Source organism: Nocardia sp. FDAARGOS_372 (assembly GCF_002554515.1).
Lineage (GTDB): Bacteria > Actinomycetota > Actinomycetes > Mycobacteriales > Mycobacteriaceae > Nocardia > Nocardia farcinica.
This window is the reverse complement of sequence record NZ_PDDW01000001.1, coordinates 2,859,142-2,882,366: the sequence shown is the minus strand read 5'-3', so window position 1 is coordinate 2,882,366 and position 23,225 is coordinate 2,859,142. Positions and strand designations below refer to the sequence as shown.

Genomic DNA, 23,225 nt, shown 5'->3' with positions numbered 1-23,225 from the left:
GCGGTTCGTGCCGGGCCGAGGACTCGGTCAGGGCGCGACCGCGCCCCAGTCGGCGAAGCCGGTGGGATCGTGCCGTCCGATGCTCGCGTGTTCGAACAACCCCCAGCCCTCCGCATCCCCGCAGCGGGCGTGCGCGACATGGTCGGTGACACCGAACGGGATGCGGGGGACGATCGCCGGATCGGTGAGGTCGTAGCGACGGAACTCCGCCCAGCCGCGCCCCTTCCACTGGCCGTGCTGCCAGTCCGGGTCGCCGCCGTACCCGCAGCCGACATGCAGGGGAATGCCGGTCCCGGTGCGGATCTCCACCTCGAGCGGTTTACCGTCGGGCGTGGTCATCGACAGCCGGGCGCCGACCGGATGCCGCGATCCGGACCGGTAGTCGATGTCGACGCGCGGCCAGCCCAGCTGCTCGACGCGTCCGTCCGGCCAGACCCGCACCGCGTCGTTGAGGGTGCGGTAGCCGTCCGGGTTCTCCTGCACGATCACCACCACGGCGAAGTCGTCGAACCGCAACGGCATGTACAGCCACCAGAAGCCACCGGAGGGCTCGGCGGCGGCCCGTCCGGGCGGCTCGGCCTCCCCGACCGGGCGGATGCCCCAGGACCGGTCGCGGGTGCCGGTCCACACCTGCTCGTCCACGGTGATGTCGGTGCCCTCGACACTGAGCGTGCCCGACCACGCGCCCACCTGCGCGAACCGGGACGCATCGATGATCGGGCGGGCGCCGTTGAGGATCAGGTGCGGCTGCTCGGCCACCGTGGGGAACGCGCCGGTCCAGGTGAGGTCGCAGGCGAGGTCGTCGTGCTCGCAGACCACCCGCAGCCGGTGCAGCGGTTCGAGCACCTCGATGCGGTAGCCGCCGACCCGCATGTCCAGTCCGCGATCGCCCAGCGCGTCGGAGAAGCGCACCGACCGCACCAGGTCGCCGCGCCGCACCGCCAGGTAGGCGTCGGTGACACCGAGATTGGGGTACACCCCGAACCCGGTGATCGCCAGGGTGCCGCCGTCGCGGTCGTGGGCGTTGAAATAGCTGCGGTCGTAGAAGTTCCGGTCGCTGCCGGCCACCCGGGCCAGCGAGAGCGGGGTCTGGTGGACGGGGTATTCGTCCAGGGGCACCGGCGCCGAGCCGGGCACGCGCGTGGCTGCGCTCATCGTGTCCTCAATCCCATTCGTAGGTGCCGTCGAGCATCGCGGCCAGCACCGCGCGGTGCATGACGTAGTCGTCGCGGTCGGCGCAGTCGGTGTCCTCGCCGAAGTGCAGCATCCGCCGCTTGATCCTGGCCATCACGATGGCGTGTCGCAGCGCGGCGTAGACCAGGTAGAAGTCCAGGTCGCGCACGGTGTGGCCGGTGATCCGCTGGTAGGTGGCGACCACATCGGAGCGGCGCAGGAAATCGGGCAGGCCGGGCTGGTCGAAGCGGGTGGCGATGTCCTGGAAGAAGCGATGGATGAACACCGTCCAGGCCACGTCGATCTCGCGGGGGCCGAGCGCGGCCATCTCCCAGTCCAGCACCGCGACCGGTTCGAAGCCGTCGAAGATGATGTTGCCGGGCCGGGCATCGCCCCAGGAGAGCACCTCCGGGCCGGGATCGGCGGGCCAGTGCGCCTCGAGCCAGTCGAAGCCGCGCTCGATGATCGGGATGCGGTAGCCGTCGTCGGCCAGCGCCCAGTCGTACCAGGCGCGATGCCAGTCCACGTGCCTGCGCAACGCCGGGCCGGGACCGTCCAGCATCGGGAACCTGGCGGCGGCGTCGGGGATGGCGTGGACGGCGGCGATCGTCTCGACCGTGCGGGTGGCCAGTAGCGCCCGTTCCTCGGGGGTGGCGTCGAAGAGCCAGCCGAGGAAGACGTAGGGCGGATTGTCGGTGGGAATACGGCCCTCCACCCGTCGCATCACGAAGAACTCGGTGCCCAGCACCGCCGGGTCGGTCTCGAGCCAGTACAGCTGCGGCACCGGCACGTCGGTGGCCGCGGCGACCCCGGCCATCACGTGGTACTGGGTGGCCAGGTCGTAGGTGTGGAAGACCGGGAAGTCGCGCGGGTCCGGCGCCAGTCGCGCCACGAACGCGCCCTGCTCGGATCGCCCGCCGACCTGCCAGGCGGCGTCGAAAAGCACCGAGGTACTCGACATTCCGGAGTTCTGCGGTCTGCTGAGTCCCGTCACCGCCGGTGCCGAATCCGCGCCGGTCCGCTCGTGCAGCCAGGCCGACAGGTCGGCGGCGAGGCCGTCGAGATCCCGCTCGCTGACCGTCAACTGCCGCCGCTGCGCGGGATCTGCCTCGCCTGCCATCGTGAACCTCCTGAGGCTGTGCTTCATCGCCCGAGCGGGACGCCCACGGGGCCGGTGCGCCGTCGCATCGAGTGAGGCCGACTGTAACGCGTTACAGTTCTCTCGCGGGGGTGAAATCGTCGGAAACCGCGAGCGACACGCCGAGAATCGACCGGCCGGGAAGGTTCCCGGTCTGCGTGCGAACGCCGGGCGGGCAGGCCGTAGGCTCGAACACTGTGCCGAACACGTCAGACACCACCGAGGACCAGGTAGCCGAGCCGCATTATCTCGTCGGACTCGATCTGCGCGGCCGCCGCGTCGTCGTGGTCGGCGGCGGGACGGTCGCCGCGCGCAGGCTCGGGCTGCTCATCGCCGCGGGCGCGGACGTGCACGTCATCAGCCGGGAGGTGACACCAACCGTCGAGGGCATGGCGAGCTCCGGCCAGATCCGGGTGACGCTGCGCCCCTACGCCGACGGCGACCTCGCCGAGGCCTGGTACGCCATCGCCTGCACCGACGAACCGGAGACCAACGCCGCCGTCGTCGCCGAAGCCGAACGGCGCCGGGTGTTCTGCGTGCGCGCCGACAACGCCCGCCTCGGCACCGCCGTCACCCCCGCCACCGCCCGCTACGAGGGCCTGACCCTGGGCGTGCTGGCCCGCGGCGCGCATCGCCGCTCGGCCGCGGTCCGCACCGGGCTGCTCGAGGCGCTGCAATCCGGTGTGGTGGCCGACGATTCGGTGCCGGTCACCCCCGGCGTCGCCCTCGTCGGCGGCGGTCCCGGTGACCCGGACCTCATCACCGTGCGCGGCCGCAGGCTGCTGGCCCGCGCCGACATGGTGGTCGCCGACCGGCTCGCGCCGCCGGAACTGCTCGCCGAACTCGGCCCGCACGTGGAAGTCGTGGACGCGGCGAAGATCCCCTACGGCCGGGCGATGGCGCAGGAGGCGATCAACACCGCACTCGTCGAGGGCGCCCAGGCGGGCAAGTTCGTGGTGCGACTCAAGGGCGGCGACCCGTACGTGTTCGGCCGCGGCTACGAGGAGGTGCAGGCCTGCGTGGCGGCGGGCGTGCCGGTCACCGTGGTGCCCGGCGTCACCAGCCCGATCTCGGTGCCCGCGGCGGCGGGCATCCCGGTCACCCATCGCGGCGTGACGCACGAATTCGTCGTCGTCAGCGGTCACGTCGCGCCCGACCACCCCGATTCGCTGGTGGACTGGTCCGCCCTGGCGCGGTTGCGCGGCACACTCGTGCTGATGATGGCCGTCGAACGCATCGAACAGTTCGCCGACGCGCTGCTGGCGGGCGGCCGACCGGCCGACACCCCGGCCGCGGTCGTCCAGGAGGGCACCCTGCGCACCCAGCGCGTGCTGCGCGCCGACCTCGGCACGGTCGCCGCCCGGGTGCGGGCCGAGGGGATCCGGCCGCCCGCCATCATCGTCATCGGACCGACCGCCGCCTTCGCGCTCGCGGACATCGGCGCGCTCACCGGTTCGGCCGGTCAGTAGCCGTACCCGTGCGTACCGGAAACCGTCGAGCCGTCCACTACAGTGGCTCACTGTGCTCGAGAACCCCGCTGCGACGACGCAGTTTCCGGTGACGCAGCGCGCCTTCGGGCTCGCCATCCTCGTGTTGAGCGGGCTACAGCTGATGGTCGTGCTCGACGGCACGGTGGTGATCTTCGCGCTGCCTCGGCTGCAGGACCAGATGGGGCTGTCCAGCGCGGGCAGCGCCTGGATCGTCACCGCCTACGGCCTGACCTTCGCCGGGCTGATGCTGCTCGGCGGGCGCCTCGGCGACGCGTTCGGCCGCAAACGCATGCTCATCGCCGGCGTCGGGCTGTTCACGGTCGCCTCGCTGCTGTGCGGCCTCGCCCACTGGCAGGCGATGCTCATCGCGGCGCGCGCGCTGCAGGGCGCGGGCGCGGCCATCGCGGCCCCCGTCGCCTTCGCACTGGTCGCCACCACCTTCGCGCCCGGCAAGGCCCGCAACCAGGCGATCGCCATCGTCGGCTCGATGGTCGGCATCGGTTCGGTGGGCGGGCTGGTGGTCGGCGGCGCGCTGACCCAGCTGTCGTGGCGCTGGATCTTCCTGATCAACGTGCCGATCGGCGCCCTGATCATCCTCGGCGCGATCTACTGCCTGGCCGACACCGGCCACCACCGGGTCGCCCTCGACGCGCGCGGCGCGGTGCTCGGCACGCTGGCCTGCGCGGCGATCGTCTTCGGCGCCACCGAGGGCCCGGAGTTGGGCTGGTCGCATCCGGCCGTGATCGGCGCGCTGATCGGCGGCGCGATCCTGCTCGTGGTCTTCGTGATCGCCGAACGCAACGTCGACGATCCGCTGCTGCCCTGGTCGCTGTTCGACAGCCGCGACCGGGTCACCACCTTCGTGCTGATCCTGCTCGCCGGCGGTGTGCTCGGCGCGATGACCTACTTCGTCGCCCAGTTCCTGCAGAACGTGCTCGGCTACGGTCCGCTGCAAGCGGGCGTGGCCTCCATCCCGTTCACCGTCGGCATCGGCATCGGCGGCGCGCTGGCCTCCAAACTGGCCATGACGGTCGCGCCGCGCTGGCTGCTGTTCGGCGCCGCGCTGGTGCTGGCCGTCGGCCTGCTGTTCGGTTCCACCCTCGACGGCGAGGTGTCCTACCTACCGACGCTGCTGCCGCTGCTGATCGTGATCGGCTTCGGCGTCGGTGTCGCGATGGTCGTCACCCCGCTGTGCGTGCTCGTCGGCGTACCGCCCTCCGACATCGGCCCGCTCTCGGCGGTCGGCCAGATGTTCATGAACCTCGGCACCCCGATGGCGATCGGCATCCTCACCCCGGTCGCGGTCTCGCGCACGCTGTCGCTGGGCGGCACCACCGGCAAGGTCTCGGCGATGACCGACGCCCAGATCGTCGCGCTCGGCGAGGGCTACACACTGGTGCTGGCGGTGTGCGCGGGCGTGGCCGCCGTCATCGGCCTGATCGCGCTCACCCTGCGCTTCACCCCCGAACAGATCGCCAGGGCCCAGCACGCCCAGGAGGAAGCGCAGCGGAGCTGATGGAGAACACGTCGCCGGCGAGGGCCTCTTGCACGAGGACGAGGTCCGCCTCCAGCACACGGATCTGGTCCTCGCCGAGAAGTTGGTGAGCCGAGGCGCCTGGGGCGACGGCGTGGGCCGGACTGACCGCGCCGCCGCGGTCCAGCTCGCCCAAGATGGCGTCGCGGATCTCGATCAGTGCCTCGGGCCGTGTGGAGTGCATGCGGCAATGGTCGAACCCGGGTCCGGTGATTCACCGATCAGGGGCAGTCAGGCGCTGCAGCTGCTTTCGTGTGGTTCGGCATCGTCGAGGGCTCGATGCGCCTCGTCGACGCCGGCTCCTGGCTGGCTCATGGGCGGGCAATCGCGGCGGCGGCGCCGTGCTGCCCGGATTTTCGGTGTCGGCGATCTGGTCGGCGAGCACCCTTGCTTACCGGCGCCTACGCCACCGAGCTGCGAGACACCGGTGACATCCCCGGCTTGGTGCGGCGCTGGTTGGCGGTGCGCCGATGGCGAAGCACCGACGTCGGTCCGATATGCCCGGACCGCAGCGCTGTCGACTGAGCCCGGCTATCCCACGACGGTCGTCGAGGACCCCACCCACTCGATGTTTCAATGCAGTATCAGGTGTGGGTGAACCAGCGCCGGGAACCGGTGTCGGCATCGGTCAGCCGCGGAACGATCGTTTGTCGAATACCGCAGAACGTCGTCAATTCGACGAAGTCGACGGTCTCGACAGCGACGAATGTCAAGCGGGGTGGATAACTGGACTGTCAATGGATGGAACCCTGCACGGGCGAGGCGCGTCAGAATAGATGTCGGCGAGTCCTTCACCGGCTCAACACATGTGGGGGTTCTGAAATGCGTAAAACTCTGACCAAAGCCGTAGCAGTCGCCGGTTTCGCGCTGCTGGTTACGATAGGTGCCTCCGGACAGGCATCAGCGATCACCAGCGGGCAGTGCGTCGAGGGCGGTGGGATTGTGATCGACGAGATGGACGGCACTCGAACCTGTATCGGCGGGTTCTACACGGGCTTGGAAATCCTCTTCTGATGGGAGAAGCAGTGACTGAAACCAACGAAACTCGAGCGACTTTGACTGGTGCGGCTCCGGCCCTGATCCGCGCGCTGCGTCAAGCTGCGCAAGCGGCCGAGAGTAGCGGCCGTAGCTGGTTCGGCGTCGAAGATGTCCTTGCGGTTCTTCTCGCGGAACCACGATCCGCACTGCGCCATCACGCGACCGCGCGGGAGTTGATCGGCCCGCTCGACCTGATCAGCGATCTGGCGCAGTCGATCGTGCCAGGTCCGGCCAATGGTGCGAGCACCCCGGCTAGGCCGGTGGACGTGGAGTTCACTATTACCGGACCCGATGCTGCTGAGCTCGAGGCGAGTATCCGCGCCTGACATCGGCTTGAACATTCTTGCCGGTCAGCTGCCCTACGGCCGCCGGCACTATCCGCCCGGTGCAGTTCCGACAAGCAACCCGCCCTGGACATGGTCCGGGGCCGGTTGTTCTTCGCCGGCGCCGTACCACTGCAGGAACGACCGGATGGCCTGCGCGCGGGTGATCTGTCGGCGGCCCACTATCTCCAGCAACGGCGACTTCTCGCCTTTCGGGCAGGCACGCACCGCTTCCCAATCGACGTCCGGACGTTCGAGTAGGGCTTCGACGTCGCCGGTGCGGTACAACGGCACGTCCACGGTTCGGTAGCGGCCGATCTTCATCCCGTGCACCTGGGCGGGCCGGATCCACCCGGCCTCGACACCTGCTTCGCATGACCGCACCCTGACCGAGGGCGAGGCGCCTGGCCACTGGTCCCCCTGGGTTCGGTCGGCGTGCACCCGGATTGCTTCTACGGTATGCCGCCCGGACGAAATTCACTCGATGTTGGCTAGGCCAGGTTCTCCCCGAAGCGGCTACAGCCCCCGGCGCCGTCGGGCAGCCCGAATCTCATTGTCGGCGACCTGGTCGGCCAGCAGCGCGTACACCTGTGTGGTCTCGGTGGAGGCGTGGCCGAGCCGCTTGCGCACGACCTCGATGCTCACGCCGGCGTTGATGAGTTCGGTGGCGTGGGAGTGCCGGAGCTGGTGGATGTCGATGTCGACCCCGGCCGCGGCGCAGTAGCGGCTCCACCGGTGGTGGGCGGCGGAGTAGGACAGCGGGCCGCCGCGGCCGTTGATGCTGGCGCGGAACATCGGCCCGGCGCTGTAGCCGGTGCGCTGTAGGTAGAGCCGGAGCATGGCGACGTAGCCGCGGTCGTGGAGCAGCACGGTGCGCACCGTGCCGCCCTTGCCGTGCAGGCGCACGTGCTCGTCGTCCAGGCGAAGGTCGAAGTCCTCGACGTGCAGCGCGCACACCTCGCTGGCGCGGGCGCCGCAGACGTAGGCGGTCTCGAACAGCACCCGGTCCCGCAGCACCTCGACCGGCACCTCCTTGCGCGGGCGGCGCGGGCAGATCGCGGCGAACACCTTCGCGATGTCGGCGGCCGTCGCGGGACGCGGCAGGGTCTTGGGCACGGTGATGGTGTCGACGCGGTTCATCGGGTTGACCGCCAGGAGGTCCTGGCGCACCGCCCACCGGCAGAACGCGGCCACCGCGGCCCGCTTGCGTTTGCGGGTGGCCGGGGCGAGGTCGGCGATCCCGGACAGGAACGCGCGGACCGCGGCGACGTCGACACCGGGGAGCCCGCCGTCGACGTGCTCGGCGAAGCCGGTCAGGTCGGCGCGGTAGGCGCGGATGGTGTTGGCCGGCCGGTTGGCGTTGGCCAGGTCGGTGAGGAACTGCTCGATCGGCACCGCCAGCGGCGGCGCCACGAACTCCTCGTCGATGACCTCGTTCTCATCGCGCACCGCACCCTCCTCCGCCGAGTTGCCCGATAACCGGGAATCGAGCTCCGGGCGCCGGAACCCCCTCGCGCCAGGTCGCTCGACCCCGTTCGGCTCTACCTTGCCCGATAACCACAGTTGCCAGGCAACTACTAGAGGGCGGGCCTCTGCCCGGCTCGAAGCGCGGTCGCGAAACCGACGAGCTGTTTCCGAACGGGTTTCCGAACATTCGGTCCTGCGGGTGCGTCACCTGTGAATCGCAGCGATGAGTGGCGGTGTTCTCGCGCTGCCAGGTGACGCGAGTGGCGAGGACCGCGTAGTCCCGGGTGGGTATGGGTCAGGCGTGGATCTGGTCGTGGTTGCCGACGAAGGTGAGGTAGCGGGGAATGATCTGCTCGGGGTTGGCCCACAGCAGGTCGTGCCCGACTCCGGGGTAGATTTCGACCTCGGCCGACCGGATCTGTCGGCGGGCGCGGTCTGCCGTGTGTTCGAGGTCGTTCACTACCGTTTCGGCTCCGAAGAGCACGAGAGTCGGGACGGTGATGAGTGCCAGTTGCTCGTCGGTGAACGGGCGGTCCCATGGCATGCCGGGCCGGAATTTGGTCGTGGCGAGCGCCAGGGCGAATTCTTCGTCGTCGAGTTCGAAGCCGGGCATCAGCCAATTGTTGAACTTCCGCATCCGTTCGGGCGTCGGCCGCATCCCGGCCATCAAGAATTTGAACAGCAGGCTAGGGCGCGGTTTGGCGAAGGTCGACGCGCTGGGCTCGAGCATGGTCAGAGTTGCCAGTCGATCGCTGCGATGTACCGCGATGGCGGTCGCAAGCCATGCTCCGAGAGAGTTTCCGGCCAGATGGACACGATCGACGCCGAGTCCATCGAGCGTCTCGGCCATCCACGTCGCGATGTCTTCGGTATCGCGCAAGGGGGCGGTTTGTGTGCAATGGCCTGCCCAGCCGATGACGTCCGGTGTGTAGACGACGCGACCGCGGGACAGCTCCGCGATGAACCGCCACCACACCTGACCGTTTCCCCCGATACCCGGCAGTAGCACGATCGGCGCACCCGCACCGGTTCCCGATTTGCGCACTCGGGTCGTCCCGAACGATGTCTCGACGTCGATCTGAGTCGAAGGCACCGGCCACTTTACGGCGACCGCATCGTAGGCGCGCAGGAAGCTCACTTTCGCTTCCTCGCTGGTGAATTTCCCGAGTTTCGGCATTGGACGACCCTTTCATCCGCTTGATGGCATGAACATATCATCTAGATGATATGTACGTACCACTTATGCGGTATGGGCATACCATCTAGTGCCGAGAACGCCACAAGACGATGAAGACGAGGTTCCCGTGCCACGATTGGTCGACCGTGAAGTGCGGCGCCGCCAGATCACCGATGCCGTGCGCCGCGTCATCGTCACCGGCGGCCTGGAAGCGGTGACTTTCCAATCGGTCGCCGCCGAGGCCGGGATCTCGATACGGCTGGTGCAGTACTACTTCGGGACCAAGAACGAGTTCCTGCTGGCGACCCACCGATCGGTCATGCAAGACGCCGGAGCCCGATTCCACCATCGGTGGACCGCACTGGGGCCCGAGGCCACACCCCGAGCGGCGATTCACGCGGTCCTCACCGAACTGCTGCCCTTGGACGAGCAGCGCCGGGAAGAAGTCATCGTGCTCAACGTGTTCGCGACCGCGGCGATCGCCAGCCGAGGCATCACCGCCGAAGAAACCTTCGCCGCGCCCCACGCCCTCGTCGCGATCGTCACCGACCAACTCCGGCGCACCCGGAGCTCCGGCCGGTCGGGCACGAACGTCCCCGAACGCGACGCCGAACTCATCACCATGACGATCGGCGGACTGGCCCAGGCCATGCTCCAGAACTTCATCACCCCACAATCCGCGCTCGAACTCATCGACCATCTGCTCGATCGCGTGCTGGAGACAAACACCGCAGACACCGACTCGACCCGGTCGGCATCGAACTGAGCGCCACCGGACAGCAGTCCGATACCGCCTCATCGACCAAAGGGCAACCGCGAGCTTGCTGCAAGCCAGCTTTGCGTCACCTATAGCTTTGTCTCACGAACGATCGTTCGCGAGACACACTGCGCGGCAGTGCGTTTCCGTAGGCTGAAAGCGGCGGTGAGACGAAGATGACCGGTGCCGACGCCTCGCGGATCCAGTCGACGGCGGCGAGATACCCGACAGCAGCACGGCGAAGTCGGGGTTCGCGCCACGCGCGCAGTCCAGCGCGGCCAAGAACGATCGCGGGAAGATCAGGTCGTAGGCGCGAGTCAGCCCCCCAGGTTCGCGCTCTGGCGGGGGCTGACTCGCGCCTGCGGGTTTAGGGCAGGTCGGGGATCGCGATGGTGGCGTGGGCGAAGTAGCGGATGGCGCCGGCGGCGGTGACGCGTTTGCGCCAGGCGCTGGTGCGCCGGTAGCCGGAGGTGGTGAGCGCTTGGTCGAGCGAGTCCAGGCAGATCGGGGCGGCGGGGTCGACGGTCAGCGTCTCCCACATCGCCTCCACGCCGGGTCCGGTTTCGGTCCCGGTGTCGGCGTCGTCGTAGGTCTGGCAGCTGAACAGGTCAGCGACCGCGGCCGTGGTGTCGATGCGGGCGATGGCCAGCAGCTCGACGAGGTCGGTCACCGCTCCACCCCCGGGGTGTAGTGCCGCCTGGCCGCTGTCCGGGCGCCGGTTGGGGCGGGGGAGGTGGTCTGCAGCCGAGCGGTCGACGCGGGTGGCGCACGTCTTCGTGGAACGAGGTCGTGCGGTCCGGGCGGCGTGCTGCTGGGCGATGGCGTCGTCGCGGCGGGCGGCGGCGCGGGCCTGGTGCTCGCGGGTTGCCTTCTCGATCGCGGCCAGCTGGGCGGGTGAGGGCGTCCGCTTCGGCCGCGCCCGCCCCACGTCGAACAGGTAGGCGATCAGGCGGCGGCCGCGGCGCTTGCCGACCATCACCGCGGCGACGTCCTGCCCGCCGGGCGAAAGGCCGGCCGCACGCAGCTGGCGACGGGTCTTCAAATGAGCTGGGGCAGCCCGCCACGGGAAGGTGTCGGGCTGCCGGTCGTCCACGGTCATCGTGGTCAGCAGGTTCGGAAGCCGAGGTCGCGGTCGGTGTCGCGGCCCTTGCCCGGATTGGGGTGGATGACCTGGCCGATTCCGGCGCCGGGATCGGTCAGGCGCGGGCACGGTCTTTGAGGGCCTCGAGCGCGGTGGCGACCGGGTGGGCTTGGCCGGCTTCGGCGGCCAGCCGCTGGGCGATGGAGTCCTCCGACAGCCCTGCTGCCCGCATCCGGCGGGTGATCTGCTCGCGGCGCTGCGGGCTGTCGAAGGGCGGCTTGGCGGTGGTGCGGGCGGCGACGACGGCGTCGCGGCGCTCACCCCACCGGTCCGAGATCCGGGATGCCTGTTTGGCGACGGTGGCGGCTTCGCTGGCAGCCAGATCGAGGTGGGCGCGCACGGTGTGGCGCAGCGGGTCGCGGGCGCCTGCGACGGCCAGGTGGGCGTCGAGTTCCTGGTCCAGGCCCGCTGCGTTCGTAGTCGGGCAGGGTGGCCCGCCCGGCGGCGGGGTCGTTCCGGGCGCTCATCACGCGGGTGACGACGTCGCGGGCGCGGTGGGCGGTGCCCGGGGCGCCTGGTTGGACGCGAGCAGCTCCCGCTGACCCGGCTCAGAAGCGGCCGACCACCTTGCGCGGGGTGACCCGCACGACGATCCGGTCGCCGTCCTGGGCCGAGGCCGGGTTGAACTCGGCGTAGCGCTGCCCGGTGTACTTCAGCGAGAGCTGGTCGGGCAGAGTCCGATCCGGGTCGGGGGTGAGGGTGGCGATGCCGCGGATCTCGGCGTAGACGTAGGGCTTCTCCGGTGGGTTGATCATCACGGTCACCCGGGGGTCGGCGGCGAGGTTCTTGCCCTGCTGCCGGTCCACGGTCGTGGAGAACAGCAGGTCGTCGCCGTCGCGGGCCAGCCAGACCACGGTCAGGTGGGGCTGGCCGCCGGGCCCGTTCGTGGCCACGGTGGCGAACACCTTCGCCTCGTCGATGTAGGTCTTCAGCTCGTCGGAGAGCGTCGTGGTAGCGGTCACGTGAAGGTGGAACCGCGCGGGCGCGCCCGCGCATTCCCGGCACGCCTCAGGTCAGCACGAGAAGTTCGGTCGGCGAGGCGATTTCCACCCGCAACCCGGACTTGGCCGCGACCCTGGCCAGGCCGCGCACGTCGGTGGGCTCGGCGCGGGTGAGCACCAGCGCGCGCGCCAGCAGGCCCTTGTGGTGCTTGTTGAAATGGCTGACCACGGTGCGGGAACCGTCCGGGTGCTCGGTGAGCACGGTGGCGGTGATCGCGCCCGGTACCCGGCCCAGCTGTTGATAGACGCCCGAGCGCAGGTCGACCACGAGCTCGCCGGCGGCCTCGGCGGTCAACGCGTCCGGCAGCACGTCGCGCCACATCGCCGAAAGCGTCGGCAGGCCGGGCAGTTTCGAGCCGCCGGAGAGCCGGTAGGCGGGGATGAGGTCACCGGCCCGCACCACGCCGAACAACGCGGAACCGATCGCCAGTCGGGCACGGGCCTTGTCCCGTTGGGCGCGGGTGAACGATCGCGCGTCCAGCGCGTCGTAGAGGACGCCGGTGTAGCGCTCGAGCGCGGGCCGGGTGGGGGAGGTGCGCAGTGCGGCGTTGCGGGCGATCTCGGCCTCGGCGCCCTTGCCGAGCCCGAGCGCGGCGCGGCTGCCCTCGGGGTCGGCGGCCAGCGCGATCAGGTGGTCGACCAGCGCGGCCCGCACCGGCGTGAGCTGGGGCATCGCGAGCGCGTCGAGGTCGAGCGGACCGGCCGGACCACCGTCGGACTTGGTTTCGGAAGGAGGCAGCAGCACCAGCACGAGCGGATACGGTAATGCCTTTGAGCGGCGATTCGAGCGGGGACTACGCTGTGGAGCCGTGATCACCCGCCTCTCCCACCTGTTCCTGCGTACCCTGCGCGACGACCCCGCCGACGCCGAGGTGCCCAGTCACAAACTGCTGGTCCGTGCCGGGTACGTGCGCCGTGTCGCCCCGGGTGTGTATTCGTGGCTGCCGTTGGGGCTACGGGTGCTGCGCAAGGTCGAGGACGTCGTGCGGGCGGAGATGAACGCCATCGGCGGCCAGGAGATCTCGCTGCCCGCGCTGCTGCCGCGTGATCCCTACGAGACCACCAACCGCTGGACCGAATACGGCGACAGCCTGTTCCGGCTGCACGATCGCAAGGGCGCGGACTACCTGCTCGGCCCCACCCACGAGGAGCTGTTCGCGCTCACCGTGAAGGGTGAGTACAACTCCTACAAGGATCTGCCGGTCACGCTGTACCAGATCCAGACCAAGTACCGCGACGAGGAGCGGCCGCGCGCGGGGATCCTGCGCGGGCGCGAGTTCGTCATGAAGGACTCCTACTCCTTCGATCTGGACGAGGACGGGCTGAAGGCGAGCTACAACGCGCACCGTGAGGCCTACCAGCGCATCTTCGACCGGCTCGGCGTCAAGTACGTGATCGTGGCGGCCACCTCCGGCGCGATGGGCGGCAGCGCCTCCGAGGAGTTCCTGGCCGACAGCCCGGTCGGCGAGGACACCTACGTCATCTGCCGCGAGTCCGGCTACGCGGCGAACGTGGAGGCGGTGGTCACGCCCGCGCCCGAACCGCAGCCGATCGAGGGCAGGCCCGCCGCGGTCGTGCACGACACCCCCGACACCCCCACCATCGCGTCGCTGGTCGAGTGGGCCAACGCCGCGGGCATCGCCGAGCAGTTCGGGCGTCCGGTCACCGCCGCCGACACGCTCAAGAACGTGATGGTCAAGCTGCGCCACCCGGACGGCAAGACCGAGATCGTCGGCATCGGCGTGCCCGGCGACCGCGAGGTGGACGACAAGCGGCTCGGCGCTTCCGTCGAGCCCGCCGAGGTGGAACTGCTCACCGACGCCGACTTCGCCGCCAATCCCTTCCTGGTGAAGGGCTACATCGGCCCGAAGGCGTTGCAGGAGAACGGCATCCGCTACCTCGTCGATCCGCGGGTCGGCACAGGCACCGCCTGGATCACCGGCGCGGACAGCCCGGGCAAGCACGTGGTCGGCTTGATCGCGGGCCGCGACTTCACCCCCGACGGCACCATCGAGGCCGCCGAGGTCCGCGACGGCGACCCGTCGCCGGACGGGCGCGGCACCCTGGAGGCGGCGCGCGGCATCGAGATCGGCCACATCTTCCAGCTCGGCTACAAGTACACCGACGCGTTCGAGGTCGACGTGCTCGGCGAGAACGGCAAGCCGGTGCGGCTCATCATGGGCTCCTACGGCATCGGTGTCTCCCGCATGGTCGCGGTGATCGCCGAGCAGCAGCACGACGAGAAGGGCCTGCGCTGGCCCGCCGCGGTCGCGCCGTTCGACGTGCACGTGGTCGTCGCGAACAAGGACGAGGCCGCCCGCACCGGCGCCGAGCAGGTGGTGGCCGGACTGGACGCGCAGGGGCTGGACGTGCTGTTCGACGACCGCACCGCCTCGCCCGGGGTGAAGTTCAAGGACGCCGAACTGCTCGGCATGCCGTGGGTGGTGGTGATCGGCCGTGGCTGGGCCGACGGCACGGTGGAGTTGCGCAACCGCTTCACCGGCGAGGCCGAGAACGTGCCCGCCGCGGAGGCGGTGGCGACGGTGGTCGCGCGGATCCGCGGCTGAATCCCGGCGATGCCCCGGCCCCGTCCCGGGCCGGGGCATCGCCGTGTCAGCGGCCGGGCGAACCGGCCGTGAGAGAGTTCGGCTCCACCTACGCCACCGTAAGGTGTAACCGCTGGTCAGCCGCTGTTACCCGCTGGTAGCTTGACCCCTATGACGAGCACCGATCCGCTGTTGTTCAACCCGGCCACCTACGATCCCGAGCACTTCGACGCCGAGACGCGCCGCCTGCTGCGGGCGACGATCGAGTGGTTCGAGAACAAGGGCAAGCGGCGGCTGCTGGCCGACGACCACGCCGCGGTGTGGACCGCCGACTTCGTCGAGTTCGTCGCGAAGGAAAAGCTGTTCGCGACCTTCCTCACCCCGGCCGCCTACGCCGCGGGTGATCCCGACCGGCGATGGGACGCCGCCCGCAACGCGGCGCTGTCGGAGATCCTCGGCTTCTACGGCCTGGCCTACTGGTATGCCGAGCAGGTCACCATCCTCGGCCTCGGCCCGATCTGGCAGAGCGACAACGAGGCCGCCAAACAGCGCGCCGCGGCCGACCTCGCCGACGGTCAGGTCATGGCCTTCGCCCTGTCCGAGCAGGCGCACGGCGCCGACATCTACCACACCGACCTCGTGCTCACGCCCACCGAACCGGGGAGCGCCGACCACGAGGCCGGCATCCTGTTCCGCGCCGACGGCACCAAGTACTACATCGGCAACGGCAACGTGGCGAGCATGGTCTCGGTGTTCTCCCGGCGCGGCGACGTCGAGGGCGCCGACGGATACGTGTGGTTCGTGGCCGACAGCAGACATGAGAACTACCAGCTGATCGACAACGTGGTGCACCAGCAGATGTATGTGAGCACCTTCCGGCTCGTGGACTATCCGGTGCGGGCCGAGGACATCCTGCACACCGGTCCGGAGGCGTTCTCGGCGGCGCTCAACACCGTCAACGTCGGCAAGTTCAATCTCTGCCACGGCGGCATCGGCATGGTGGAGCACTCCTTCTACGAGGCGATCACGCACGCGCACAACCGGATCCTCTACGGCCGGCGCGTCACCGAGTTCCCGCATGTGCGCGGCAATTTCGTGGACGCCTACAGCCGGATCGTGGCGATGAAGCTGTTCAGCGACCGCGCGGTGGACTACTTCCGCAGCGCGAGCCTGGACGACCGCCGCTACCTGCTGTTCAACCCGATGACCAAGTCCAAGGTGACCTCCGAGGCCGAGGTGGTCGTCACCCTGCTGCTGGACGTGCTCGCCGCCAAGGGCTTCGAGAAGAACACCTACTTCGACCAGGTGCAGCGGTTGATCCGCACGCTCCCGCGGCTCGAGGGCACGGTGCACGTCAACGTCGGCCAGATCCTGAAGTTCCTGCCCAACTACCTGTTCCACCCGGCCGAGTACCCGGAGATCGGCACCAGGCAGGACGCGGGCGACGACGCGTTCTTCTGGCGGCAGGGGCCCGCCCGCGGCGCGGGCAAGGTGCGGTTCGCCGACTGGGTACCGGTGTACCGCGCGCACGCCGACGTCCCCAACGTCGGGCGCTTCCTGGAGCAGGCCCTCGCGCTGCGCGAGCTGCTCGCCACCGCGGGCCCGGACGAGAACCAGCAGGGCGACCTGGATTTCATGCTCACCATCGGCCATCTGTTCTCGCTGGTGGTCTACGGTCAGCTGATCCTGGAACAGGCGGCGATCACCGGGCTCGACCGCGATGTGCTCGACCAGATCTTCGACTTCCAGATCCGCGATTTCAACGCGCACGCCACCACCCTGTACGGCAAACCCTCCGCGACCGAGACGCAGCGCGCGCAGGCGGTGGCCGCCCTGCGCACCCCGGCGACCGACCGGGAGCGCTTCGACCGGGTGTGGGCACAGGTCGTCGGCTACGACGGCGCCTACGAGATGCGGCCCTGACTCAGACGGTGCCGGGTAGCGCCGGGCTCGGGGTGCCGAGGATGGCCTGCCAGGCGGCCAGGCGCAGCGCCGCCTCGGTGAGTGCCTCCACCCCGAGCCTGCGGGTCGCCTCGCTGTCGCCCTGTTCGACCACGGCGCGCCAGGCCACGGTGGCATCGGTCTCCACGGTCTCGGCGAGCCGGGCGGCGGCGACCGGATCCTGCACCGGGAACGGGACACCGTAGGCGGCGTCCGGGCTTGGCACGTCCGCGCCCGCGGCGCGCAGCGCGTCCGCGGTGGCGTCGCGGCGGGCGCGGTGGGCGGCGGTGTGCTCGGCGATCAGGCCCGCGCGTTCGGGAGAGGCGTAGGCGGCGATGACGCCGTAGGCGTAGACGGCGGCGTACTCGGCGCGCAGGGCGTCGAGCAACGCCTGACGTTCGGCGTCGGTCATGCGCTGATCTCCCGGGCATGGACGGCGCACGCGGCGCTGATGGAGGCGAGCAGGCCGGCGCGGTAGCCGGCCTGGACGACGGCGGCGTCGGCGGCGGCCTTCGCCGAACGGGTCAGCTGCTCGCGCAGCTGGTCCAGGCTGGGCGGTGCGGCGGGCGGTGCCGTGCCGGGGACGGGCGTGCCGGTAGCGGCGAGTGCGCTCGGCTCCCTGGTCTTGTGCACCGGAGTGGTCCCGTCGCCGTAGACCCCGATCACCCGCGCCACCTCGGCCCGCAGCGCGTCGGCGTGCTCGGTGCGCTGCGCGGCGATCGTCGTCAGGGTGGTCTGCCGCTGTGGCGCGAGCGCGATCGCGGCGGTCGCCGCGGCGGCGTCGGCGCGGGCCAGCGCCTCCTGGGCGGCGAGCGGATCGGGGTCGTGGACCGGCTCCTCCGCACAGCCCGCGCTCGCGCCCAGCGCCAGCACACCGAGCGTGCCCGCACCGGCGACCCGCAGCGCGGTACGGCGACCCACCGTGGGACCACCGAAGTGACCGGAACCTGTTGCCGCGCTGGACCGGTGGACGCCGCGGGCGCGGGTGTCGGCGGGCTCGCGACGGCTGCGTCCGGGATGATCCACCGGGGCGTCGGCCCGGGGCGGCAGGACGCCGGCATGCGGCGGGGCGGGGAGGCGGATGGGCACGGCATCATCGTGCCAGATTCGCCGGCGGCCGCTCGCCGCCGGAGCGCGCCGCGCCACCACTCGCCGCCACGCCGGGTGAACTTGCTCTAGGGCGCTGGTCCTTTACACTCTCGGGGCGCGTTACGCTAGACCTTCGGTACAGAATCTTCGACCGCGCCACAACTGAACCAGGAGCCGCCCCACATGCCCATGCCGACCGAGGAAAGGGTGAGCCAGCTCGTTGCTGGTCTCGTCGAACGCCGGGGATTCGACCTCGAGGGCGTCGAGATCACCAGGGCAGGCAGCCGCGCGGACGCGCAGACCCGGGTCACGGTCGTCGTGGACAGCGACGGGGCAGCCGACCTGGACGCGGTCGCCGAGCTGAGTTCGGAGATGTCGGTGGTCCTGGACGACACGGACATCTTCGGCGATTCGCCGTATCTGCTCGAGGTCACCACCCCCGGGGTCGACCGGCCGCTCACCGCGCCGCGGCACTGGCGCCGGGCCCAGGGGCGAAAGGTGCGGATCACCCTGCGGCCGGGGGCGGAGCCTCCCGATCCCGGCGGCTCGGCCGGCTTCGAGGCCCGTGTCGGGGTACTCGACGGCGAGCAGATCGCCCTGGTGCTCGGCGGCAAGCGGAATCCGCACCGGGTGCGCGTGCCGCTCGCCGACATCGAGCGGGCGGTCGTGCAGGTGGAGTTCTCCCCGCCGGGGGCCAGGGAACTGGAACTCGCGGGCGGGGTGGCGCCGGGCAGGCCGGATCCCGGTGCCGACCGGGCCATCGCCGCCGACGGGGCGATCAGCGAGGAAACAACGACAGCAGCAGCGTCCGACCCGACCGAAGGGATCGAGGAATGAACATCGAAATCGAAGCCCTGCGCGCGATCGTCGCCGACAAGGGGATCTCGATCGAGACGGTGATCTCCGCGATCGAGTCGGCCCTGCTCACCGCCTACCGGCACACCGAGGGCCACCAGCCCAACGCGCGCGTAGACATCAACCAGCGCACCGGCGCGGTCCGGGTGATGGCGCGCGAGCTCGACGCCGACGGCAACGTCATCTCCGAGTGGGACGACACCCCCGAAGGCTTTGGGCGCATCGCCGCGACCACCGCCCGGCAGGTCGTGTTGCAGCGCCTGCGTGACGCGGAGAACGAGAAGTCCTTCGGCGAGTTCTCCACCCACGAGGGCGACATCGTCGGCGGTGTGGTGCAGCGCGACGCGCGCGCCAACGCCCGCGGCACCGTCGTGGTCCGTATCGGCAGCGAACTGCACGGCACCGAGGGCCTGATCCCGCCCGCCGAGCAGGTGCCGGGCGAGACATACGAGCACGGTGACCGGATCAAGTGCTACGTCGTCGGCGTCTCGCGCGGTCCGCGCGGCCCGCAGATCACGCTCTCGCGCACACACCCCAACCTGGTCCGCCGCCTCTTCGCACTCGAGGTGCCCGAGATCGCCGACGGCTCGGTGGAGATCGTGGCGGTCGCCCGCGAGGCCGGGCATCGCTCCAAGATCGCGGTGCGCTCCACGGTGCCCGGCGTCAACGCCAAGGGCGCCTGCATCGGCCCGATGGGCCAGCGCGTGCGCAACGTGATGAGCGAGCTGGCCGGGGAGAAGATCGACATCATCGACTACGCCGACGATCCGGCGACCTTCGTCGGCAACGCGCTCTCGCCCTCGAAGGTGGTCTCGGTCACCATCGTCGATCCCGACGCCCGCGCGGCGCGGGTGGTGGTCCCGGACTTCCAGCTCTCGCTGGCCATCGGCAAGGAGGGGCAGAACGCGCGGCTCGCGGCCCGGCTCACCGGCTGGCGCATCGACATCCGCAGCGACGCCGCCCCGGACGTGGGCGACGGCATGCGGACGGAGGCGCATCGCAGTTGAGCGGAGCCCGCGGCACGAGCCGGGAATCAGCGGCCCCCGACGGCGCGTTGAGCATGTCGATGGGGGACGGGTTCGGTGATCACGGTGGTGCGGCTGTAGAGTGGTGTCAGGTTCGACACGAGCCTTCGGCGCCGTTGCCCGAACGCACCACCGAGCACCACCGGACGACTCCGCGCCGGTCGGAGCCGGTGCGTACGTGCATCGGATGCCGGAAGCGCGAGTCGGCCGTCGATCTGTTACGGATCGTGGCACGTGATCGGGACGCCGGCGACGGATCCCGTATCGTCGTGGTCGTTCCCGATCCACGGCGCAGACTTCCCGGGAGGGGTGCCTGGTTGCACCCCCTTTCGGCTTGTCTGAGCCAAGCGGTTCGACGCCGAGCATTCGGCAGAGCACTACGAGTGTCCGGACATCTGGATATCTCAGCCCTGGAGCAATACCTCGAGAACAGGCACGAGCACTCATGAGCACACCGTGAAGTACCAACGATGAACGTCCATCGGAGATAACCCGAGGTCGTGCGGGCCGCCGTCCCCTCCCACAACGGTGGCGCTGCTCGACCTCTCAGTGAGGAGAGCAGTGGCAGGCAAGGCCCGCGTGCACGAGTTGGCGAAAGAACTCGGTGTCACGAGCAAGGAACTACTCGCAACGCTCAAGGAGCAAGGCGAGTTCGTGAAGTCGGCGTCGTCGACGGTGGAAGCACCCGTCGCACGCCGGCTGCGCGAGTCGTTCGCGTCGAAGTCCGCACCCGCGAACGGCGCCAAGGCCGGCGCCAAGCCGGGTCCTGCGGCGTCGGCGCGTCCGGGCGCGAAGCCCACCCCCGGCGGTCCGCGCCCCGGTCCCCGTACCCCGGCCCCCGCGGCGTCGGCGCCCCAGGCGCCCGCCGAGCAGACCGCGCGTCCCACCGACGCCCGGCCCGGCCCGGCCGTGAAGCCCGGTCCCGCGCCCACCCCGGCGCGTCCGGCCGCCCCGGAGGCCCCGCGGCCAAGGCGGCGCCCGAGGCGCCCGCCCAGCGGCCGACCCCGGGTGGCCCGCGTCCCGGCCAGCAGCAGCAGCGCCCCGGCGCTCCGGCGCAGGGCGGTCCGCGACCCGGCCCCAAGCCGGGTCCGAAGACCCCGCGCGTCGGCAACAACCCCTACTCGTCCCAGCCCGCGCCCGAGCGGGAGCGTCCGGCGGCCCGTCCCGGGCCCGGCGGCCCGCGTCCCGGCCCGCGCAGGGTGGTCCGCGTCCCGGCCCCGGCCAGGGTGCGCCGCGTCCCGGCGCCACGCCGGGCCCGCGCCCCGCGGCCGCGCAGGGCGGTCCGCGTCCGGGTGGTCCGCGGCCGAGCCCCGGCTCGATGCCGCCGCGCCCGAACCCGGGTGCGATGCCGCAGCGCACGCCGCGTCCCGGCCCCAGCGCTGGCGGCCGTCCCGGTCGTCCCGGCGGTGCCCCGGTGCCGGTCGTCCCGGTGGCGGTGGCGGCGGCTACCGCGGCGGTGGCGGCGCGCCCGGCGCCGGTGCGGGTGCACCGGCGGGCGGTGGCTTCCGCGGTCGTCCCGGTGGTGGCGGCGGTCGCCCGGGTGGTCCGGGCGGTCGCGGCGGTGCCGCGGGCGCGTTCGGCCGTCCCGGTGGCGCCCCGCGTCGTGGCCGCAAGTCCAAGCGCCAGAAGCGCCAGGAATACGACTCGATGCAGGCGCCGTCGGTCGGCGGCGTGCGGCTGCCGCGCGGCAACGGTGAGATCATCCGCCTCGCCCGCGGTGCGTCGCTGTCGGACTTCGCGGAGAAGATCGACGCCAACCCGGCGGCCCTGGTGCAGGCGCTGTTCAACCTCGGCGAGATGGTGACCGCGACCCAGTCGGTCAACGACGAGACCCTCGAGCTGCTCGGCAGCGAGATGAACTACGTCGTGCAGGTCGTCAGCCCCGAGGACGAGGACCGCGAGCTGCTCGAGAGCTTCGACCTCACCTACGGCGAGGACGAGGGCGACGAGGACGACCTGCAGGTCCGTCCGCCGGTGGTCACCGTCATGGGTCACGTCGACCACGGCAAGACCCGACTGCTGGACACTATCCGCAAGGCCAACGTCCGCGAGGGCGAGGCGGGTGGCATCACCCAGCACATCGGCGCCTACCAGGTGATGACGCACCTCGGCGACGAGGACCGCCTGATCACCTTCATCGACACCCCGGGTCACGAGGCGTTCACCGCCATGCGTGCCCGCGGTGCGAAGGCCACCGACATCGCGATCCTGGTGGTCGCCGCCGACGACGGCGTCATGCCGCAGACGGTGGAGGCCATCAACCACGCGCAGGCGGCCGACGTGCCGATCGTCGTGGCGGTCAACAAGATCGACAAGGAAGGCGCGAACCCGGAGAAGATCCGCCAGCAGCTCACCGAATACGGGCTGGTGGCCGAGGAATACGGTGGCGACACCATGTTCGTCGACATCTCCGCCAAGCAGGGCACCAACATCGACGCGCTGCTGGAAGCGGTGCTGCTCACCGCGGACGCGGCGCTGGACCTGCGCGCCAACCCGAACATGGACGCCCAGGGCGTCGCGATCGAGGCGCACCTCGACCGCGGCCGCGGCCCGGTGGCGACCGTGCTCATCCAGCGCGGCACCCTGCGGGTCGGCGACTCGATCGTCGCGGGTGACGCCTACGGTCGCGTGCGCCGGATGGTCGACGAGCACGGCGAGGACGTCGAGGCGGCGCTGCCGTCGCGGCCGGTCCAGGTCGTCGGCTTCACCTCGGTGCCGGGCGCCGGTGACAACCTGCTGGTCGTCGACGAGGACCGCATCGCCCGCCAGATCGCCGACCGGCGCAACGCGCGCAAGCGCAACGCTCTGGCCGCGCGCAGCCGCAAGCGGATCAGCCTGGAAGATCTGGATGCCGCGCTGAAGGAGACGTCGGAGCTGAACCTGATCCTCAAGGGCGACAACGCCGGTACCGTCGAGGCGCTGGAAGAGGCCCTGATGGGGATCGAGGTCGGCGACGAGGTGCGCCTGCGGGTCATCGACCGCGGTGTCGGTGGTGTCACCGAGACCAACGTCAACCTGGCCTCGGCCTCGAACGCGATCATCATCGGGTTCAACGTGCGCGCCGAGGGCAAGGCGACCGAGCTGGCCAACCGCGAAGGCGTGGACATCCGGTACTACTCGGTGATCTACCAGGCCATCGACGAGATCGAGAAGGCCCTCAAGGGCATGCTCAAGCCGATCTACGAAGAGGTCGAGCTGGGTCGCGCCGAGATCCGGGCCATCTTCCGTTCGTCGAAGGTCGGCAACATCGCCGGTTGCATGGTGCTGTCGGGGTCGGTCAAGCGCAACGCCAAGGCGCGCCTGCTGCGCGACAACGTGGTGGTCGCCGAGACGACGACCATCTCCTCGCTGCGGCGGGAGAAGGACGACGTCACCGAGGTCCGCGAGGGCTTCGAGTGCGGTATGACGCTGACCTACAACGACATCAAGGAAGGCGACATCATCGAGGCCTACGAGCTGCGCGAGAAGCCGCGCGACTGACGCCTCGACGACCACCGCGCGGCCGCGCCTGCCCTGGGAGGTGGGCGCGG

The 23,225-nt window shown here is 70.5% G+C and carries 22 protein-coding genes and 1 pseudogene; 11 read left to right on the top strand and 12 right to left on the bottom strand.

What is annotated here, in order from left to right:
• Nucleotides 1-27: 27 nt before the first annotated feature.
• Nucleotides 28-1,155, bottom strand: a complete 1,128-nt coding sequence (locus CRM89_RS13920; protein WP_098084303.1) for a hypothetical protein — start codon at nt 1,153-1,155, stop codon at nt 28-30.
• Nucleotides 1,156-1,162: 7 nt separating this feature from the next.
• Nucleotides 1,163-2,293, bottom strand: coding sequence for a phosphotransferase family protein (locus tag CRM89_RS13915; protein ID WP_098086984.1), 1,131 nt, complete (start codon nt 2,291-2,293; stop codon nt 1,163-1,165).
• Between the two features lie 215 nt (nt 2,294-2,508).
• On the opposite strand from CRM89_RS13915, the gene cobA reads away from it, so the two are divergent.
• Nucleotides 2,509-3,780 (top strand): uroporphyrinogen-III C-methyltransferase, encoded by a 1,272-nt coding sequence (cobA, locus tag CRM89_RS13910; RefSeq protein WP_098084300.1) that lies wholly within the window; start codon nt 2,509-2,511, stop codon nt 3,778-3,780.
• 52 nt (nt 3,781-3,832) lie between these two features.
• On the top strand, nt 3,833-5,317 hold the full coding sequence (locus CRM89_RS13905) for an MFS transporter (RefSeq protein ID WP_011210610.1): 1,485 nt from the start codon (nt 3,833-3,835) through the stop codon (nt 5,315-5,317).
• Between the two features lie 602 nt (nt 5,318-5,919).
• Here the strand turns inward: CRM89_RS13905 and CRM89_RS32005 are convergent.
• Entirely contained in the window at nt 5,920-6,048 is a 129-nt protein-coding gene (locus CRM89_RS32005) for a hypothetical protein (protein WP_256385935.1), read from the bottom strand.
• Between the two features lie 109 nt (nt 6,049-6,157).
• Here CRM89_RS32005 and CRM89_RS13890 point away from each other — a divergent pair, with 109 nt between their 5' ends.
• Together CRM89_RS13890 and CRM89_RS30425 are read left to right on the top strand one after the other, a co-directional pair.
• Nucleotides 6,158-6,349 (top strand): hypothetical protein, encoded by a 192-nt coding sequence (locus CRM89_RS13890; protein ID WP_098084293.1) that lies wholly within the window; start codon nt 6,158-6,160, stop codon nt 6,347-6,349.
• Between the two features lie 11 nt (nt 6,350-6,360).
• Nucleotides 6,361-6,699 carry a hypothetical protein gene (locus tag CRM89_RS30425; protein WP_127516199.1) on the top strand — a complete coding sequence of 113 codons (339 nt, stop codon included), beginning with the start codon at nt 6,361-6,363 and terminating at the stop codon, nt 6,697-6,699.
• A gap of 48 nt (nt 6,700-6,747) precedes the next feature.
• Here the strand turns inward: CRM89_RS30425 and CRM89_RS13885 are convergent, their stop codons facing one another.
• The 3 genes from CRM89_RS13885 to CRM89_RS13875 form a co-directional block, all read right to left on the bottom strand.
• The gene (locus tag CRM89_RS13885) at nt 6,748-7,020 is read right to left on the bottom strand and encodes a hypothetical protein (RefSeq protein WP_098084291.1); all 273 of its coding nucleotides are present in this window, start codon (nt 7,018-7,020) and stop codon (nt 6,748-6,750) included.
• A gap of 192 nt (nt 7,021-7,212) precedes the next feature.
• The gene (locus tag CRM89_RS13880; RefSeq protein WP_229434764.1) at nt 7,213-8,145 is read right to left on the bottom strand and encodes a tyrosine-type recombinase/integrase; all 933 of its coding nucleotides are present in this window, start codon (nt 8,143-8,145) and stop codon (nt 7,213-7,215) included.
• A 313-nt stretch (nt 8,146-8,458) separates the two neighbouring features.
• Nucleotides 8,459-9,340, bottom strand: a complete 882-nt coding sequence (locus CRM89_RS13875) for an alpha/beta fold hydrolase (RefSeq protein WP_098084288.1) — start codon at nt 9,338-9,340, stop codon at nt 8,459-8,461.
• Between the two features lie 127 nt (nt 9,341-9,467).
• Between CRM89_RS13875 and CRM89_RS13870 the strand changes: the two genes are divergently transcribed.
• Nucleotides 9,468-10,106: a TetR/AcrR family transcriptional regulator gene (locus CRM89_RS13870; RefSeq protein WP_098084286.1), complete on the top strand. Its 639-nt coding sequence runs from the start codon at nt 9,468-9,470 to the stop codon at nt 10,104-10,106.
• 358 nt (nt 10,107-10,464) lie between these two features.
• Here the strand turns inward: CRM89_RS13870 and CRM89_RS31740 are convergent, their stop codons facing one another.
• The 4 genes from CRM89_RS31740 to yaaA form a co-directional block, all read right to left on the bottom strand.
• Nucleotides 10,465-11,196 carry an RRQRL motif-containing zinc-binding protein gene (locus tag CRM89_RS31740; protein WP_228821871.1) on the bottom strand — a complete coding sequence of 244 codons (732 nt, stop codon included), beginning with the start codon at nt 11,194-11,196 and terminating at the stop codon, nt 10,465-10,467.
• 97 nt (nt 11,197-11,293) lie between these two features.
• Nucleotides 11,294-11,578, bottom strand: a complete 285-nt coding sequence (locus tag CRM89_RS13860) for a hypothetical protein (RefSeq protein ID WP_098084283.1) — start codon at nt 11,576-11,578, stop codon at nt 11,294-11,296.
• Nucleotides 11,579-11,786: 208 nt separating this feature from the next.
• Nucleotides 11,787-12,200 carry a PPOX class F420-dependent oxidoreductase gene (locus CRM89_RS13855; RefSeq protein WP_098084281.1) on the bottom strand — a complete coding sequence of 138 codons (414 nt, stop codon included), beginning with the start codon at nt 12,198-12,200 and terminating at the stop codon, nt 11,787-11,789.
• Nucleotides 12,201-12,246: 46 nt separating this feature from the next.
• Nucleotides 12,247-12,990 (bottom strand): peroxide stress protein YaaA, encoded by a 744-nt coding sequence (gene yaaA / locus CRM89_RS13850; protein WP_098084279.1) that lies wholly within the window; start codon nt 12,988-12,990, stop codon nt 12,247-12,249.
• 58 nt (nt 12,991-13,048) lie between these two features.
• Between yaaA and CRM89_RS13845 the strand changes: the two genes are divergently transcribed.
• Together CRM89_RS13845 and CRM89_RS13840 are read left to right on the top strand one after the other, a co-directional pair.
• Nucleotides 13,049-14,806, top strand: coding sequence for a proline--tRNA ligase (locus CRM89_RS13845; protein WP_011210607.1), 1,758 nt, complete (start codon nt 13,049-13,051; stop codon nt 14,804-14,806).
• A 150-nt stretch (nt 14,807-14,956) separates the two neighbouring features.
• Nucleotides 14,957-16,708, top strand: coding sequence for an acyl-CoA dehydrogenase family protein (locus tag CRM89_RS13840; RefSeq protein ID WP_060594894.1), 1,752 nt, complete (start codon nt 14,957-14,959; stop codon nt 16,706-16,708).
• Between the two features lies 1 nt (nt 16,709).
• On the opposite strand, the gene CRM89_RS13835 is transcribed toward CRM89_RS13840, so the two are convergent.
• Both CRM89_RS13835 and CRM89_RS13830 read right to left on the bottom strand, forming a co-directional pair.
• Nucleotides 16,710-17,138, bottom strand: coding sequence for a ferritin-like domain-containing protein (locus CRM89_RS13835; protein WP_011210605.1), 429 nt, complete (start codon nt 17,136-17,138; stop codon nt 16,710-16,712).
• On the bottom strand, nt 17,135-17,815 hold the full coding sequence (locus CRM89_RS13830) for a hypothetical protein (RefSeq protein ID WP_324188818.1): 681 nt from the start codon (nt 17,813-17,815) through the stop codon (nt 17,135-17,137). Before CRM89_RS13830 ends, CRM89_RS13835 begins: the two co-directional genes overlap by 4 nt.
• 183 nt (nt 17,816-17,998) lie before the next feature.
• On the opposite strand from CRM89_RS13830, the gene rimP reads away from it, so the two are divergent.
• The 4 genes and pseudogenes from rimP (at nt 17,999) to infB (ending at nt 23,175) form a co-directional block, all read left to right on the top strand.
• Nucleotides 17,999-18,652, top strand: coding sequence for a ribosome maturation factor RimP (gene rimP, locus CRM89_RS13820; RefSeq protein ID WP_098084275.1), 654 nt, complete (start codon nt 17,999-18,001; stop codon nt 18,650-18,652).
• Nucleotides 18,649-19,677, top strand: coding sequence for a transcription termination factor NusA (nusA, locus tag CRM89_RS13815; protein ID WP_011210602.1), 1,029 nt, complete (start codon nt 18,649-18,651; stop codon nt 19,675-19,677). The genes rimP and nusA overlap by 4 nt, the downstream gene beginning before the upstream one ends.
• A gap of 59 nt (nt 19,678-19,736) precedes the next feature.
• Nucleotides 19,737-20,144: a YlxR family protein gene (locus tag CRM89_RS13810; RefSeq protein WP_081433323.1), complete on the top strand. Its 408-nt coding sequence runs from the start codon at nt 19,737-19,739 to the stop codon at nt 20,142-20,144.
• A 112-nt stretch (nt 20,145-20,256) separates the two neighbouring features.
• Nucleotides 20,257-23,175: pseudogene (gene infB, locus CRM89_RS13805) on the top strand (translation initiation factor IF-2).
• The last annotated feature ends 50 nt before the right edge of the window (nt 23,176-23,225 follow it).

Coding starts and splice junctions, on each gene's coding strand:
- CRM89_RS13920 (WP_098084303.1), bottom strand. CDS start 1,155: ATGAGCGCAGCCACGCGCGTGCCCGGCTCGGCGCCGGTGCCCCTGGAC.
- CRM89_RS13915 (WP_098086984.1), bottom strand. CDS start 2,293: ATGGCAGGCGAGGCAGATCCCGCGCAGCGGCGGCAGTTGACGGTCAGC.
- CRM89_RS13890 (WP_098084293.1), top strand. CDS start 6,158: ATGCGTAAAACTCTGACCAAAGCCGTAGCAGTCGCCGGTTTCGCGCTG.
- CRM89_RS13885 (WP_098084291.1), bottom strand. CDS start 7,020: ATGAAGATCGGCCGCTACCGAACCGTGGACGTGCCGTTGTACCGCACC.
- CRM89_RS13875 (WP_098084288.1), bottom strand. CDS start 9,340: ATGCCGAAACTCGGGAAATTCACCAGCGAGGAAGCGAAAGTGAGCTTC.
- CRM89_RS31740 (WP_228821871.1), bottom strand. CDS start 11,196: ATGACCGTGGACGACCGGCAGCCCGACACCTTCCCGTGGCGGGCTGCC.
- CRM89_RS13840 (WP_060594894.1), top strand. CDS start 14,957: ATGACGAGCACCGATCCGCTGTTGTTCAACCCGGCCACCTACGATCCC.
- CRM89_RS13835 (WP_011210605.1), bottom strand. CDS start 17,138: ATGACCGACGCCGAACGTCAGGCGTTGCTCGACGCCCTGCGCGCCGAG.
- rimP (WP_098084275.1), top strand. CDS start 17,999: ATGCCCATGCCGACCGAGGAAAGGGTGAGCCAGCTCGTTGCTGGTCTC.
- nusA (WP_011210602.1), top strand. CDS start 18,649: ATGAACATCGAAATCGAAGCCCTGCGCGCGATCGTCGCCGACAAGGGG.
- CRM89_RS13810 (WP_081433323.1), top strand. CDS start 19,737: ATGGGGGACGGGTTCGGTGATCACGGTGGTGCGGCTGTAGAGTGGTGT.